15 protein-coding genes are annotated in these 15,131 nt (G+C 62.0%); 6 read left to right on the top strand and 9 right to left on the bottom strand.

Going from position 1 to position 15,131, the window contains the following annotated elements; genetic code table 11:
- Window positions 1–279 precede the first annotated feature (279 nt).
- Window positions 280–921, top strand: coding sequence for a LysE family translocator (locus FHT79_RS26400; protein ID WP_028757797.1), 642 nt, complete (start codon window positions 280–282; stop codon window positions 919–921).
- Window positions 922–1,047: 126 nt separating this feature from the next.
- Here the strand turns inward: FHT79_RS26400 and FHT79_RS26395 are convergent, their stop codons facing one another.
- Window positions 1,048–1,479: a hypothetical protein gene (locus FHT79_RS26395; RefSeq protein ID WP_028757796.1), complete on the bottom strand. Its 432-nt coding sequence runs from the start codon at window positions 1,477–1,479 to the stop codon at window positions 1,048–1,050.
- A gap of 229 nt (window positions 1,480–1,708) precedes the next feature.
- Between FHT79_RS26395 and FHT79_RS26390 the strand changes: the two genes are divergently transcribed.
- From FHT79_RS26390 to ppa, 4 genes are all read left to right on the top strand, one after another.
- Entirely contained in the window at window positions 1,709–3,796 is a 2,088-nt protein-coding gene (locus FHT79_RS26390) for a M3 family metallopeptidase (protein WP_028757795.1), read from the top strand.
- A 157-nt stretch (window positions 3,797–3,953) separates the two neighbouring features.
- Window positions 3,954–5,774, top strand: a complete 1,821-nt coding sequence (gene typA / locus FHT79_RS26385; RefSeq protein ID WP_018243938.1) for a translational GTPase TypA — start codon at window positions 3,954–3,956, stop codon at window positions 5,772–5,774.
- 205 nt (window positions 5,775–5,979) lie between these two features.
- A complete protein-coding gene (locus FHT79_RS26380; protein ID WP_028757794.1) occupies window positions 5,980–6,486 on the top strand; it encodes a GNAT family N-acetyltransferase in 507 nt (168 codons plus the stop codon).
- A 202-nt stretch (window positions 6,487–6,688) separates the two neighbouring features.
- On the top strand, window positions 6,689–7,225 hold the full coding sequence (gene ppa / locus FHT79_RS26375) for an inorganic diphosphatase (protein ID WP_028757793.1): 537 nt from the start codon (window positions 6,689–6,691) through the stop codon (window positions 7,223–7,225).
- 4 nt (window positions 7,226–7,229) lie between these two features.
- On the opposite strand, the gene FHT79_RS26370 is transcribed toward ppa, so the two are convergent.
- Together FHT79_RS26370 and FHT79_RS26365 are read right to left on the bottom strand one after the other, a co-directional pair.
- Entirely contained in the window at window positions 7,230–7,541 is a 312-nt protein-coding gene (locus FHT79_RS26370; RefSeq protein ID WP_028757792.1) for a DUF167 domain-containing protein, read from the bottom strand.
- Window positions 7,538–7,828, bottom strand: coding sequence for a YggT family protein (locus FHT79_RS26365; protein WP_028757791.1), 291 nt, complete (start codon window positions 7,826–7,828; stop codon window positions 7,538–7,540). The genes FHT79_RS26370 and FHT79_RS26365 overlap by 4 nt, the downstream gene beginning before the upstream one ends.
- A 140-nt stretch (window positions 7,829–7,968) precedes the next feature.
- Here FHT79_RS26365 and FHT79_RS26360 point away from each other — a divergent pair, with 140 nt between their 5' ends.
- A complete protein-coding gene (locus tag FHT79_RS26360) occupies window positions 7,969–9,204 on the top strand; it encodes an MFS transporter (protein WP_132574325.1) in 1,236 nt (411 codons plus the stop codon).
- Window positions 9,205–9,226: 22 nt separating this feature from the next.
- Here the strand turns inward: FHT79_RS26360 and FHT79_RS26355 are convergent, their stop codons facing one another.
- The 6 genes from FHT79_RS26355 to hemC form a co-directional block, all read right to left on the bottom strand.
- Entirely contained in the window at window positions 9,227–10,000 is a 774-nt protein-coding gene (locus tag FHT79_RS26355; protein WP_049816496.1) for a glutamine amidotransferase, read from the bottom strand.
- Window positions 9,969–10,454 carry a TerB family tellurite resistance protein gene (locus tag FHT79_RS26350; protein WP_028757788.1) on the bottom strand — a complete coding sequence of 162 codons (486 nt, stop codon included), beginning with the start codon at window positions 10,452–10,454 and terminating at the stop codon, window positions 9,969–9,971. The genes FHT79_RS26355 and FHT79_RS26350 overlap by 32 nt, the downstream gene beginning before the upstream one ends.
- Window positions 10,455–10,471: 17 nt before the next feature.
- Window positions 10,472–12,088, bottom strand: a complete 1,617-nt coding sequence (locus FHT79_RS26345) for a heme biosynthesis protein HemY (RefSeq protein ID WP_028757787.1) — start codon at window positions 12,086–12,088, stop codon at window positions 10,472–10,474.
- Between the two features lie 4 nt (window positions 12,089–12,092).
- Complete coding sequence (locus FHT79_RS26340; protein WP_028757786.1) at window positions 12,093–13,364, bottom strand: membrane protein; 1,272 nt, start codon at window positions 13,362–13,364, stop codon at window positions 12,093–12,095.
- Window positions 13,365–13,431: 67 nt separating this feature from the next.
- The gene (locus tag FHT79_RS26335) at window positions 13,432–14,139 is read right to left on the bottom strand and encodes a uroporphyrinogen-III synthase (protein WP_183904481.1); all 708 of its coding nucleotides are present in this window, start codon (window positions 14,137–14,139) and stop codon (window positions 13,432–13,434) included.
- Between the two features lie 8 nt (window positions 14,140–14,147).
- Complete coding sequence (gene hemC / locus FHT79_RS26330) at window positions 14,148–15,077, bottom strand: hydroxymethylbilane synthase (RefSeq protein WP_047615613.1); 930 nt, start codon at window positions 15,075–15,077, stop codon at window positions 14,148–14,150.
- Between the last annotated feature and the right edge of the window lie 54 nt (window positions 15,078–15,131).

Genomic DNA, 15,131 nt, shown 5'->3' with positions numbered 1-15,131 from the left:
GGCGGCAGGCCGCACCGGACTTCCGACAAGACCAGGCTGTCCAGCATTGACAATCAAGCGCACCGAACGTCCGCTTAGTGCAACCCAAGTCAAACGTTCCGAACGACCGAAATGAAGACGCAAAGCAGCCGCATCCTTCAACGACCAGATGTCCGCCTCGGGCTGAAAGCCGCCTCCGATAGCGTTTGCTACCTGATCCCACTTGTCATGGCAGTGCACCACCCTTGACGGATGCCCGCGATCGCCTAGTCTGCTGTGATCATTCTCCGGAGCATTTCCATGACGCAGTCCTTGCTCTTCGGCGCCTTTCTGGCGGCGCTCTTTTATGTGCTCATTCCGGGACCGGCTTTCCTCCAACTGCTCGGCATCGGCGCCGGGCAGGGCCGCAAGGCCGGCGCCTTCTTCATGATGGGGCATCTGGTCGGGGATATCATCTGGTCGTCGCTGGCGCTGATCGCGATCGTCGGGGCCAAGACGATCGGAACCTTCGTCTTCGATCTGCTCGGCCTTGCCTGCGGTTTCTATCTCGCCTGGATCGGCTGGAGTGCCGTCAATGCCAAGCCGAAAGCCGAAGGGCAGGCGCTTGTTGTGGTCGAGCGGCCGTTTCGCCGCGGTCTGATCTTCGGCGTCACCAATCCGAAGGGTTATCCGGTGGCGCTCGCGACCTTCACGGCGCTGGTCGCAGGCTCGGCCGGCGCGCTTGATTTCGAGGCGTTGCCGGTGCTTCTCGGCGTATCGTTCGTCGGTTTCGTGACTGCCGATATCATCCTGATCGGCGTCATCGGCGCAGGCGCGGTCCGCCGCTTCTACCGCGCCCATGAGCGGCTGATCGTGCGCTGCTCCGGTGTACTCTTCATGGGATTTGCAGCCCAGGCGCTCTGGCATGCCACACCCGGCCTGCTCGGCTGGCGCAAGGCCTGACCTAGCGCGGTTCAGCTTTTAACGGAAACGCAGAACCGCTCTATCCTTTTGTTTTTACGCAATTCCGGACGGAAAACCGCTTCGCACTTTTCCTGGAATTGCTCTAGAACAGGCATCATGCTCTGATCAGCCGTCCAGGAAATTGACGATCGATTTCAGCGTCTGAACCTCGTTGGGATCACCGATCGACATGGCGACCTGGAGCTGGTTCTTGTAATAATCGAGGAAATTGAAGCTGGTGCCGTCGGTGACGCTGGAGAGATCGATGACGTTGCCGAGCGGATCGATCGCATGCATCGGCAGCGGCTCGGAGATCGCGGCATAGGTGTTCTGATCGATCAGGCCGCTGTCGAAACTCTGGCGCGCGTAGTTGCGCAACTCTCCAGGGCTGACCGCGGTAAAATCAGGCCCTTCGTCAACATTGTCTTCGATCTGGAACGAGGCCGGGGCCGGAGCTTTGGTCTCGATTTGAATATCAGAGGTCTTCGAACTTTTTGCGTTATTAGGATTGTTTTTAAATAGCAAACTCTGAGAAGACCGCACAGAAAAAATTTCCATGGCGCATGTCCCCTTACAAGAAGAACACCTGAAAACTAGCGCTTGCGCGTGATTCGCGTCAATCGTTAACGATTGGTTAATTGTCACGCGTCAACTTTTGTCCACCAGATTTGGCAGGCGTTCGCCAGATTTGGTGGACGAGGCAAAAGGTCCTCCCGGGCAACATACCAATTCCATGGTTGCTCTCCTATATTGACGATCCACCTGCATGCCAAAAAGGAATTTTCCAATGCCTTCTCCACATGATTTCAATCCGGCGCTGGTAAGCTGGGATGGTCTTCACGGCCTGCCGCGGTTCGATGCCGTTGATGACGGCGACTTTGCCGCCGCCTTTGAAGCGGCCCTTGCTGCGCATGAAAAGGAGATCGACGAGATCGCCGGAAACGGCGATGCGCCGACTTTCGACAATACGGTCGTGGCACTGGAGATCGCCGGCGACGCACTGTCGCGCGTTTCGGCGTTGTTCTGGAACAAGGCGGGCGCCCATACCAATGATGTGATCCAGGCGCTGGAGCGGGAGATCTCGCCGAAAATGTCGCGCCACTATTCGAAGATCGGGATGAATGCCGCGCTCTTTGCCCGCATCGATACGCTCTGGGAGAGACGCGAGAGCCTTGGCCTGACGCTCGAACAGACGCGCGTGCTGGAACGCCACTGGAAAGGCTTCGTCAAGTCGGGCGCCAAGCTTGACAAGGCCGAGCAGGAGAAGCTCGCCGCGATCAATGAAAAGCTTGCCGGTCTCGGGACGCAATTCGGCCAGAACGTGCTGGCCGACGAGAAGGCCTGGGCACTGCTGCTTTCCGACGGCGCCGAGCTCGCCGGGCTGCCGGAATTCCTTCGCGATGCGATGGCGGCGGCAGCGCGCGAACGCGGCGAAGAGGGCAAATATGCGGTGACGCTGTCACGCTCGATCATCGAGCCGTTCCTCACCTTTTCGGAGCGCCGCGATCTGCGCGAGCAGGCTTTCAAGGCGTGGGTGGCGCGCGGCGAAAATGACGGGGAGACGGACAACCGCGCCGTCATCAAGGAAACGCTGGCGCTGCGCCATCAGGTGGCGACGCTGCTCGGCTACGGCAATTTCGCCGAGCTGAAGCTCGACAACACGATGGCGAAGACAGCGGAGGCGGTGAACGGCCTGCTCAAAGCCGTCTGGGCGCGGGCGGTGAAACGCGCCGGCGAGGAGGAGGCCGATATTGCGGCGCTGATATCAGAAGAGGGCCGGAACCATGAGGTGATGCCGTGGGACTGGCGCCACTATGCCGAAAAGATCCGGACACAAAAGTTCGATTTCTCCGAGGCCGAACTCAAGCCCTATCTGCAGCTCGAGAAGATCATCGAGGCCTGCTTCGATGTGGCCGGGCGGCTGTTCGGCATCCGCGCCGTCGAGAAGAAGGGTGTGGCCGCCTATCATCCTGACGTCAGGGTGTTCGAAATCAGGGACCGCGAGGACCGGCTGGTCGCCCTGTTCCTCGGCGATTATTTCGCCCGCAGCTCGAAACGTTCCGGCGCCTGGATGAGCTCATTGCAATCGCAGCACCGGCTTGAGCTGAAGAACGGCCGCCACGGCGAATTGCCAATCATCTATAATGTCTGCAACTTCGCCAAGCCGGCGGAAGGCAAGCCGGCGCTGTTGTCGCTCGACGACGCGCGCACGCTGTTCCACGAATTCGGCCACGCGCTGCACGGCATGCTGTCGAATGTTACCTACCCTTCCGTTTCCGGCACCAGTGTTTCGCGCGATTTCGTCGAGCTGCCGTCGCAGCTTTATGAGCACTGGCTGACGGTGCCCGCTATCCTGAAGCGCTACGCCGTGCATTTCGAGACCGCCGAGCCGATGCCGCAGGCCTTGCTCGACAAGGTGCTGGCCGCGCGAACCTTCAATGCCGGTTTCAATACCGTGGAATTCACCTCGTCGGCGTTGGTCGATATGGCGTTTCACACGAGAACGACCGTCGAGGACCCGATGGCGGTGCAGGCGGAGGTGCTGGCCGAGATCGGCATGCCGAAGTCTATCGTCATGCGCCACGCGACGCCGCACTTCCAGCACATCTTCTCCGGCGGGTATTCGGCCGGCTATTACTCCTACATGTGGTCGGAGGTGCTCGACGCCGACGCCTTCGCCGCCTTCGAGGAGACGGGCGACGCCTTCAATGGCGAGATGGCGCGCAAGCTCAAGGAGAATATCTATTCCGTCGGCGGCTCGATCGATCCGGAGGGCGCCTATAAGGCCTTCCGCGGCAAGCTGCCGAGCCCGGATGCGATGCTCGTCAAAAAAGGACTTTCGACCTTCGAGGAATTGACAGGCAGCGACGCCTAAGACAATTTGATGACACGCTGTGATGCGGCGGGGCGAAAGCCTTGCCGCAGCTTTTGCGCGTTCCCCCCTTTCGCAAACGCAAAAAAAACTGTATGGACGCCCCAAACTAATAGGCGCGTCCTCTAGAGCGTGCGCCCCAGCCTCAGAGATTTCACATATGGCACTTCGCAATATCGCGATCATCGCGCACGTTGACCATGGCAAAACGACCCTGGTGGATGAGCTTCTCAAGCAGTCCGGCTCGTTCCGCGAAAATCAGCGTGTCGCTGAACGCGTGATGGACTCGAACGATCTCGAAAAAGAACGCGGCATCACCATTCTCGCCAAGGCGACCTCGGTGGAATGGAAGGGTGTCCGCATCAACATCGTCGACACCCCCGGCCACGCCGACTTCGGCGGTGAAGTCGAGCGCATTCTCTCGATGGTGGATGGCGCGATCGTTCTCGTTGATGCCTCGGAAGGCCCGATGCCGCAGACGAAATTCGTCGTCGGCAAGGCGCTGAAGGTTGGCCTTCGCCCGATCGTCGCGATCAACAAGATCGACCGTCCGGACGGTCGCCACGAAGAAGTCATCAACGAAGTCTTCGACCTCTTTGCAAACCTCGACGCGACCGACGAGCAGCTCGACTTTCCGATCCTCTACGGTTCGGGCCGCGACGGCTGGATGAACGTCAATCCAGAAGGTCCGAAGGATCAGGGTCTTACCCCGCTTCTCGACCTGGTGCTCAAGCATGTTCCGGAGCCGACCGTCCACGAAGGTCCGTTTACGATGATCGGCACGATCCTCGAAGCCAACCCCTTCCTCGGTCGCATCATCACCGGCCGCATCAATTCCGGTTCCATCAAGCCGAACCAGGCGGTGAAGGTTCTCCACGCCGACGGCAAGACGATTGAAACCGGCCGCATTTCCAAGATCCTCGCCTTCCGCGGCATCGAACGCCAGCCGATCGAAGAAGCGCATCAAGGTGACATCATTGCGATCGCCGGCCTTTCCAAGGGCACGGTCGCCGACACCTTCTGCGATCCTTCGATCACAGCACCGCTGCCGGCGCAGCCGATCGATCCGCCGACCGTCACCATGTCCTTCATCGTCAACGATAGCCCGCTGGCGGGCACCGAAGGCGACAAGGTCACGAGCCGCGTCATCCGCGACCGCCTCTTCAAGGAAGCAGAGGGCAACGTCGCCCTGAAGATCGAAGAAGCCGAAGGCAAGGATTCGTTCTACGTGTCCGGCCGCGGCGAACTTCAGCTCGCCGTCCTCATCGAAACCATGCGTCGCGAAGGCTTCGAGCTTGCCGTGTCGCGTCCGCGTGTCGTGATGCACAAGGATGAAAGCGGCCAGCTTCTGGAGCCGGTCGAAGAGGTCGTCATCGACGTCGACGAAGAACATTCCGGCGTCGTCGTGCAGAAGATGTCCGAGCGCAAGGCCGAAATGGTCGAGTTGCGTCCGTCGGGCGGCAACCGTCTCCGCCTGCGTTTCTACGCACCGACCCGCGGCCTGATCGGCTACCAGTCGGAGCTGCTGACGGATACGCGCGGCACGGCGATCATGAACCGCCTGTTCCACGACTACCAGCCCTACAAGGGTGTGATCGGTGGCCGCGTCAACGGCGTGCTGCTCGCCAACGCTCCCGGCGAAGCCGTCGCCTATGCCATGTTCAACCTGGAAGATCGCGGCCCGATGATCATCGAGCCGGGCGAAAAGGTCTATGCCGGCATGATCATCGGCATCCATTCGCGCGACAACGACCTTGAAGTCAACGTCCTGAAGGGCAAGCAGCTCACCAACATCCGCGCCGCCGGCAAGGACGAAGCGGTGAAGCTGACGCCGCCGATCCGCATGACGCTTGATCGCGCACTCTCCTGGATCCAGGACGACGAGCTGATGGAAGTGACGCCGAAGAATATTCGTCTGCGCAAGATGTATCTCGACGCAAACGATCGCAAGCGTTTCGAAAAGTCGAAGGCGGCCCTCTGAGAGCCTGGCGCAGTTTAGAGAAGTCCTTAAAACCCCGGCCCTCGCGCCGGGGTTTTTGTTGTGCGCCGCGTCGATTCCATCTTGTGACAATCGTTAAAAAAGCGTTAACTTTTGACCATCGTCCACATGTTAAGTCTGTGGGCAATGGACCGGAATGCGGTATCGCATATGGTTAATTGCCTCTGGCGGGACCAGAGTAAACGTTATGAAGACGTTGTCGATCGATGTCCGGCGGGCCGAGCCGCATGATGCCCGCGCCATATCGGAAACACACAGGCTCGCCTGGCAGCACACTTATGCGGGCATCATTCCGCATCGTGCGCTGACGCAGATGATCGAGCGGCGCGGCGAAAACTGGTGGCGCAAGGCGACGCGCGGACCGGCAACGCTGCTGGTTCTCGATGTTGCCGGCACCGTCGCCGGCTATGCGACGCTTGGCCTGAACCGCGCCCGCGCTCTGCCGCAGGAGGGTGAAATCTACGAGCTTTACCTTCGGCCCGAATATCAGGGCATCGGCCTCGGCAGGATGCTGTTCGGCGAGGCGCGCCGGCTGTTGAAGTCGCTGGGCTGCAACGGGCTGGTCGTCTGGTGCCTCGAGGAAAACGAGACCGCCGGCCGCTTCTACCGCCATCACGGCGGTGTCGATTTCTGCGAAGGCATGGAAAGTTTCGACCACAGGCAATTGAAGAAGATCGGCTTCATCTGGAGCTGAACGGTAATTCCATGCGCTGCGGCGTCCTTTGCGCGCCTAGAAAGACGCGAGGCGCTGTAGTCGGCCTTCGCCTGCCTCCTACCGGAAGTTTTTGATGTGAATGTGCGCCGCTGCAGTCAAGCATTGGCGCTGTGCGATGTTGCGTTGCCACATGAAACTGATTATCTGGCTGCGAACAAATTCAACCTCGCGGGAGTTTCCTATGCGCATCGACGCTATTTCCATCGGTAATAATCCACCTGAGGACGTCAACGTTATCGTCGAGGTTCCGGTCGGCGGTCATCCCATCAAGTATGAGATGGACAAGGAAGCCGGCACGCTGGTGGTCGATCGTTTCCTCTATACGCCGATGACCTATCCCGGCAATTATGGTTTCGTGCCGCACACGCTGTCGGAAGACGGCGACCCGATCGATGTGCTGATCGCCAGCACCCGCCCGCTGGTTCCCGGCTGCGTCATCAATGTCCGCCCGATCGGTGTCCTGAAGATGGAAGACAATTCCGGCAAGGACGAGAAGATCATCGCCGTGCCGTCGCCGAAGCTGACGCTGCGCTACGAGAAGGTGAAGGACTACACCGATCTTCCCGAGATCACGCTGAAGCAGATCGAGCACTTCTTCGAGCACTATAAGGATCTGGAGCCCGGCAAGTGGGTGAAAATCTTCGGCTGGGGCGACTCCAAGGAAGCCGGTGAACTGATCCTCGAAGCCGTCGAGCGCGCCAAGACGACGAAGGGCTGATCGTTCAGCGAAGAAACGCTTCGAGCTTTCTTGCCAAATCCTCCGGGTCGCCGTCGATCCGGAGGATTTTTTTGCGTGCGGTCTCGCCGGAGACAAAGCTGACGCTGGATTTGGGAATGCGCAGCGATTGCGCGATCAGCAGGATGAGGGCCTTGTTTGCCTTGCCCTTTTCCGGGACCGATGTGACGCGCGCCTTCAGGAGGGCCTCACCCTCGCCGTCGGCCTCGATGCCATCGATTGCGTCACGCCCGCCATTCGGCGTCAGCCGGACGGCGAGGCGCAGATGGTCATCGAAAAGGCGCCAGGGACGGCTCAAGCGACCAGCGGGTACAGCGTGGTCCAGAGCAAGGTGCGCAGGAAGAAGATGATCAGCAGCAGGATGATCGGCGAAATGTCGATGCCGCCAAGGTTCGGCAGAAAGCGGCGGATCGGCTTCAGCGCCGGTTCGGTGACGTTATAGAGAAAAGTGCCGACCGAATTGACGAACTGATTGCTGGAGTTGATGACGTTAAAGGCATAGAGCCAAGAAAAAATGGCACTGCCAATCAGGATCCAGGTGTAAATATTCAAAGCCAAATCAATGGTTTGAAACAGCGCAAACATCGTCATCTCCAAATTCGTTGTTGACAGACATGTAGACATTGGCGACTAAACGAGCAAGTGCCGTGTGGAGACGCGCGGTGAATCATGTTTAACGGGCGGCTCTGCAGCCATTGCGGCGCCCGTCTCCTCGGAAAACATCCATGTCGTTTGCGCCCACCGGAGACCGTTTTGCCGCGTTTCGGCATTCGTCCTACACGCGGTTCTTCTTCGCGCGCTTCCTGCTTTCCTTCTCGCAGCAGATCGTCAGCGTTGCCGTCGGCTGGCAGATGTACGACCAGACGGGCAAGGCGATTTATCTCGGCCTGATCGGTCTCGTGCAGTTCCTGCCGTCGCTGCTGCTCATGCTCGTCACCGGCTCGGTGGCCGACCGGTATAATCGCCGGGCGATCGCCGCGCTCTGCTCGCTGGTGAGCGCGCTCTGCACACTGGCGCTGCTGGTCATGACTATCATGGGCACCTTTACACCTCTGCCTGTTTTCGCCGTCCTTTTGATCTTCGGCATCGAACGTGCCTTCATGTCGCCGGCGGTGCAGTCGCTGGCGCCCAATCTCGTGCCGGAGCGGGCTCTTTCCAATGCGATCGCCTGGAATTCGTCGTCCTGGCAGCTTGCGGCGATCACCGGGCCGGTGCTCGGCGGCCTGCTCTACGGCGTCAGCGCGACGACCGCCTATAGTGTGGCGGTGATCTTTTCCGTGCTGGGTGCGGCCCTTCTCTACATGATCCCGAAGCCGGAGCAGAAGACGACGGGCGAAACCAAGAACTGGGCAATGATCCTCGGTGGCTTCAGCTTCATCCGCGCCGAAAGGGTGGTGCTCGGGGCGATCTCACTCGATCTCTTCGCCGTATTGCTCGGCGGCGCGACGGCGCTGATGCCGATTTTTGCGCGTGATATTCTGACACTCGGTCCCTGGGGGCTCGGGCTGTTGCGTGCCGCACCCGGCCTTGGCGCCATCGTCATGGCGATCTTCCTGGCCGCCTACCCGCTCAAACACCGCGCCGGCATCTACATGTTCATCGGCGTCGCCCTGTTCGGCCTTGGAACGATCATTTTCGGCGTGTCGACCAACACCGAGGTCTCGATCGCGGCGCTGGCGCTGATGGGGGCGGCCGACATGGTGTCGGTCTATGTGCGCGAGAGCCTGATTGCGCTCTGGACGCCGGATCATCTGCGCGGCCGGGTCAACGCCGTCAACATGGTCTTCGTCGGTGCTTCAAACGAACTCGGGGAATTCAGGGCAGGCACGATGGCATCGATCTTCGGTGCTGTGCCGGCGGTTGTTATCGGCGGGATCGGAACGCTTGCTGTGGCGGCGATCTGGGCTTCGAGTTTCCCGAAATTGCGGCAGATCGATACGCTCGACGCGCCCACCGCATAGTCGGGATCGATTTCGAAACCGATTATGCGCGAAGAGCGATAGAAGACGTCGCCTTCGCCGCCTTTCCCTCGAAGACGATGTCGAGGAATTCGGTCAGCCAGGCTCTCAGCGGCGCGTCGAACAGCATGCGGCCTTCGAGATGTTCGCGGCCCTGCTGGGCGTTCGGCAGGATGAAGCGATGGGCGCCATGCACGACCCAGCGATGCATCATCACCCGAGTGAGCTCGGCATGGAACTGCAGGCCCCAGGCGTTGCCGTCGTAGCGGAAGGCCTGGTTCGGATAGGCATCGCCTTCGGCCAGCAGGTCGGCGCCGCGCGGCAGTTCGAAACCCTCGCGATGGAAATGATAGACCATCCTCGGCCAGTGCATCAGCAGCCGGCCCTTCTCGGTCGGGTGCAGCGGATACCAGCCGATCTCCGTCGAGCCGTCGGCATTCGGCTGCACCTTGCCGCCGAGATGATGCACCAGCATCTGCGCGCCGAGGCAGATGCCGAGATAGGGGCGTTTTTCCCGCAGCGGAATATCGATCCAGTCGATCTCCTTCTTGATGAAGTCATCGGGATCATTGGCGCTCATCGGCCCGCCGAAGACCACGGCGCCGGCATGGTCTTCGAGCGTCGTCGGAAGCGGCTCGCCGAGAACCGGGCGACGAATATCGAGGCGGTAGCCCTTTTCGACGAGCAATTGGCCGACACGGCCGGGGCTCGATCGCTCCTGATGCAGGACGATAAGGATCGGGCGCCCGTCGCGGTTCGGGTTCTGCTCAGTCGGCATCATCTTGCGCAACCTGGACATCCGTCACCCTGGCGGCGGCCTCCTGCCGCTTCTGGATGCGCTCGCGCGAGGAGACGCCAAGCAGATCGGCGATACGCCAGATCACATGGTCTTCCATCTCGCTGCGTTCGCCATCGGCATAGACGATGTCCCAGAGGATGCCGATCAGCTCCAGCCGTTGCTCGGTATTGAGATGGCGTTTCAGGTCGGCGGTGAAGCGATAATAATCGACGGCGGTGCTTTCGGCCTCCAGACCGGCGGCCATCAGAGCATCGAGCTGTTTGCCGTCGAGGGCATACTGCTCCTTCAGGAGCTTGCGCAGCCGCTTCTTCTCGCTGGCTTTGATCTGACCGTCGGCCTCCATGACCTGCATGCAGAGCGCTGCCACTGCGATGCGCGGATCATCAGGGGCAAATCCTTTCTTCGGGTGGTCGGCGGTGAGCTTTTGGAAGAATGCCTGAAAGCGTTCGAACATGCGGTTTTCGTTCCATTTCAGAAAAGGCGGAGCCGTGTCTTGGGTTCCGGTTCCACCCTGGGATCGCGAACGCCGGGATCATCCGGCAACCCGCCAAAGAAAGGTTTTGCCTCATTCGGCGCCGGCGCTTTATCGCTCACGGCCGGTTCGACGGGTTTCGATTTTGCCGGCGCTGGTGCCGGCGTGGGGCGCACAGCCTCGGCAATCGTCGCAGCGCGTTCCAGCTCGATGATGCGATGGTCGTTGACGGGGCTTTCCGGCCTGACGTCACGCAGCGGCGGCAGCGTCTTCAGAGCCGTTTCGATCGAGGCCGGCGTCGAACCGTCTTCGAGCGGACCTTCGATCTGGCCGAAAGGCGCCTTCCATTCGAAGGCGTCGAGACGGCCGGTCACCGGCGATATCGGCAGCCATTTGTCGGAGACGAAACCATCCGCCACCCAGGCCGGATCGCGCGGCGCCTTGAGCGCCTGGGCCAGCCAGTGGCGCACGCGGCCCTGGTCGCCGGTCTCGGCCTCTTCGATGTCGGCCAAGAGCAGGAAGGCGGCTTCACGGGGCTGCATGCGCGCCGCCGCTTCCGCCTTGGCGCGCGCCTTGGCGAATTCCTGCGCGTCGAGTGCCGCCTGAGCGACGACGAGAAGGGATTCGACACTGTTCGGGCGCAGCCCTTCCAGCCGCTCGGCACGCTTCAGTCGGTCGAGCGTGGAATCGCCGCTGCGGGCCCTGACATAGGCCTGGCCGATCTCCGAATGCGGTGCCGATTTCCAGGCCTGTTCGAGGAGCGAGGCGGCTTTGCGCACGCCGCCTTCGCGGAACAGCGCCTTTGCAGCGACGAGAGCTGCCGGAATGAAATCGGGGGCGAGCTTCAGCGCCTGCTGGGCGTCGTCGCGAGCACCGGCCGGGTTGCTTTCCAGCTTCTCGCCGGCGCGCGCCGTCAGCAAGACGGCATGCAGACGGTTGGCTTCGGCCTTTTCGACGACGCGGGCAGCCTTCTGCTGTTCGAGCAGACGGATCGCATCGTCCCAGCGGCCGGCCTGGCTGCGATATTCGAGTGTCGCCTGGGCGGCCCAAGGCAGATAGGGCGCGTTGTCGGCCGCCTTTTCGGCATATTGGCGGGCCGCCTCGTTGGCCCCGAGACGGCGGGCTTCGAGATAAAGGCCGCGCAGGCCGAGTTCGCGCGTCTCGGGATCGTTGGCCATGGCCTCGAACTTGGCGCGCGCCTCGTCATGGCGGCCTTCGATCAGGGCCGCCTGAGCTTCGAGCAGGTTGATCAGAGGCTCCTGATCGGCGCGGATGAGGCCGCGCGAGCGGGCGGCCATCTTGCGGGCAAGCAGGGCATTGCCGGCGCCGGCGGCGATCAGGCCCGTGGACAGCGCCTGATAACCGCGGTCGCGCTTGCGGGCGCGGAAATATCGCGTCACCGAATGCGGCGAGGTCCAGACCAGGCGGACGAACCACCAGGCGATCATCACGGCGGCGATGAGAGCGATGATGGCGCTGGCGGCAACGATCAGCTTCGTCTGGTAGATCTGGCCCTCCCAGATCAGCGAGAGATCGCCGGGGCGATCGGCAAGCCAGGAGAAGCCATAGGCGAGAAGCAGCACGAAGAGGGCGAAGGCGACAAGGCGGATCAGCATGGTTTTATCCTTCCTTGCCGGTGCCGGAAACGGCTTTCGACAGCGCGCCCCCGACCAGTTCCTCGACGCGGATGCGCGCTTCGAGCGATTGCTTGAAGGCGGTCGACGCCTGCTTGCCGAGGGCGGGCAGATTGTTCCATTCGGCGGAAGCGCCGGGCAGGTCACCGCTCTTCACTTTGTCCTCCATGCGGGCAGCAATGGCTTCGACGCTTTCACCCTGGATATTGCCGACGGGGCGAACGCTCACCAGCGACTTGGCGCTCGACATCAGCCGGTCCGACCAGCTCTGGTTCGGATCCGGCTGGTTGACGGCTTCGACGATCGCGGTGGCGACATCGGGAACCGCTGCCACCAGTTCGGCGCGTGAGGGAATGCCGGTCTCGGCAAAGGCGCGGAGGTCGGCGACAGCAGGATCGTCGGGCGCGACGCCGGCGAAAGTGTCGAGTTCGGCCACAAACGGACCGCCGCGATCGATCGCCGCCTTAAGGGCGGCGGCCGCGATCGCCCGGGCGACGGCGACGTCCTCGCGCGGCTCGTTCAGCTTCTTTTCGGCCTCTTCGAGGCGCTTGGATATATCGGCGCCGTTCGTCGTCTGCTGTTCGGAAGACTGGGCAAGTGTGGCGCGCAGCTGATCGACCTGGCCGGTCAGTTCCGCAATCTTCTGGTTGAGCGCCTCGACATTTGCCGAATCGGCCGGTGCACCGGCTGCGGGAGCCTTCGCCGCCGATTCCAGCGCAGCGACGCGCTTCTCGAGCGCGCCGTCATCCGTGCTCGCCGGGTTGGCGGCAAGGTTGGCGACGGCCTGTTTCAGGCCGTCGATCTCGCCGGAAAGCTCGGCGGTCTCCGGCGAGGTCGCCTGTGGCGCAGACGAGCTCGGGAGGTAACCGGCATACTGGATGGCGCCGGCACCGAGCAGCGCCACGAGGCCGCCGAAGATGCCGGCGGCAATGAGACCGGAGGTGCCGCCGCTCTTCGGCGCGGGCTGTTCGGGAGGCGGGGTGTAGGACGGTTCCGAAGCTACCGGTTCCTCCTCCAGCGCCTCCGCCGCAGGCTTTTCTTCATGTTCGGCATGCGAGGCAGCTTCGGTTTCGGGCGTCAGGCCGTCGTCCGTGGCGGCGGTAGTGTCGGCATCACCGGCTGGGCTCTCTACCGGCTTTTCGGTATCGGCTGCGGAGGCGAATTCCTGTGCATCGAGGTCGATCGTGACCGGCTCGTCGGCGCTCTTCGAATGGCGTGGCGGGTTTCCCGATACCATGAGGTCCTCTTTATCCTGCATTGCAACGAAACTAGACAGTGATCCCAGTTAAGGGAAGAGGTTAGATCAAATTTGGGCAGTTAGAGCCTCAAAGCAGCGACAAAAGGCTTCTCTCATCCGGCATTGGCGCAATCGTCACGTTTTTTCGGAGTACTGCCGGAACGGCCCCCGCCACCGCCTCGCTCAGGCAAAGGAGGCGAATTGTGCTGCGCTTCGGTAGGGCGGACCGCGGCTCCGGCAGGCGAAAGAAATCCTCAGCCGTCTGGCGGGAATAGAAGAGGATGACGTCCGGGCCACCGTCAGCGAAGATCGCGTCGACCTCGGCAGAATCGGGGACGGCCGATTGCATGCGATAACATTCGGCGACGGAAAATTGGATGCCAAGCTCGCGCAATCTTCCTTCGAAAGTTTCGGCGCGCGGGGTGCCGGCAAGATAGAGCAACCCGTCGGCTCCCTGCGCCGCGATGAGATCGGCAAGATCGCGGCCGTTGCCCGCGGATGCGGCGACATATCGGAAGCCAAGGCTGCGCGCCTCTCCCGCCGTCGTCTCCCCGACCGCGAAAAACGGGCGGCTAAGATGCGGACGAAGCTGCTCACCGAGGGCGGAAACGACCCTGATCGCTTCGGCGCTGGTCACCGCGATTGCGCCGCTGGTGGTCGCCAGGGCCGCTGCGGCGGCGGCGCTGTCGTGCAGCGGCTGACGCAGCGGCAGCAGCAAGGGCTCGTGGCCCATATCGCGCAAACGTTGTGCGGTTCTCGTCGCCGAATGGGCGGGGCGGGTGACGAGCACGCGCATCAGCCGCCTCAGTGCCAATCGTCGAAAAAGGCGCTGCCTGCCCTTGCGCGCACGTCCTGGCCGGCGCGGGTGCCGAGTGCTGCCGCGTCGCGGCGGTGGCCGTCGGTCGTCACGGCATGCTGGCTGCGGCCGTCGGGGGTGATGATGAGGCCGGAGAAGCGGATCAGGTCGCCTTCGCAGACGGCATAACCGCCGATCGGCGTGCGGCAGGAGCCGTCGAGTGCGGCGAGGAAGGCGCGTTCGCAGGAGACAGTGTCGAAAGTCGTGATATCGTTGACCGGTGCCAGCAGATCGTCGACCCTGGCATCGCCGATGCGGCTTTCGATGCAGATCGCCCCCTGCGCCGGCGCCGGCGGGAAGGTGTCGGGATCGAGGATATCGGTCAGCACATCGACCTTGCCGAGACGCTTCAGGCCGGCCAGCGCCAGCAGGGTCGCGTCCACCTGGCCCTCCTCGAGCTTGCGCAGGCGCGTTTCCACCAGGCCGCGGAAGGTGATGACGTTAATGTCAGGCCGCATGCGGCGGATCAGCGCCTGGCGGCGCAGCGACGAGGAACCAACGGTGGCGCCATGCGGCAGGTCGATCAGTTTGCGCGCGGTGCGACCGATGACGGCGTCGCGGATATCCTCGCGCGGCAGATAGGCGGAAAGATGAAGGCCCTCGGGCAGGTGCGTCGGCATGTCCTTGGCGGAGTGCACGGCGAAATCCAGCTCGCCAGCGGCAAGCTTCTGTTCGAGCTCTTCGGTGAAGAGGCCCTTGCCGCCAATCTCGGAAAGCGACCGGTCGGTGATGCGGTCGCCCTTGGTCGTCAGCACGACGATCTCGAACATTTCTTCGGGCAGATGATGCGCCGCCATCAGCCTGTCGCGGGCCTCATGCGCTTGGGCAAGCGCCAGCGGGCTACCCCGCGTGCCGATCCGGAAAGGTTTTGTTTGCATCCGCTCAATTCCGTTGTTACCGGAGTTCTCGTAAACGGGTTTCCATCCCATCGC

The sequence above is a fragment of the Rhizobium sp. BK212 genome (assembly GCF_014197475.1).
Taxonomy (GTDB): domain Bacteria; phylum Pseudomonadota; class Alphaproteobacteria; order Rhizobiales; family Rhizobiaceae; genus Rhizobium; species Rhizobium anhuiense.
Note: the sequence above shows the minus strand (reverse complement) of the source record. Positions and strands in the feature narration are given on the sequence as shown.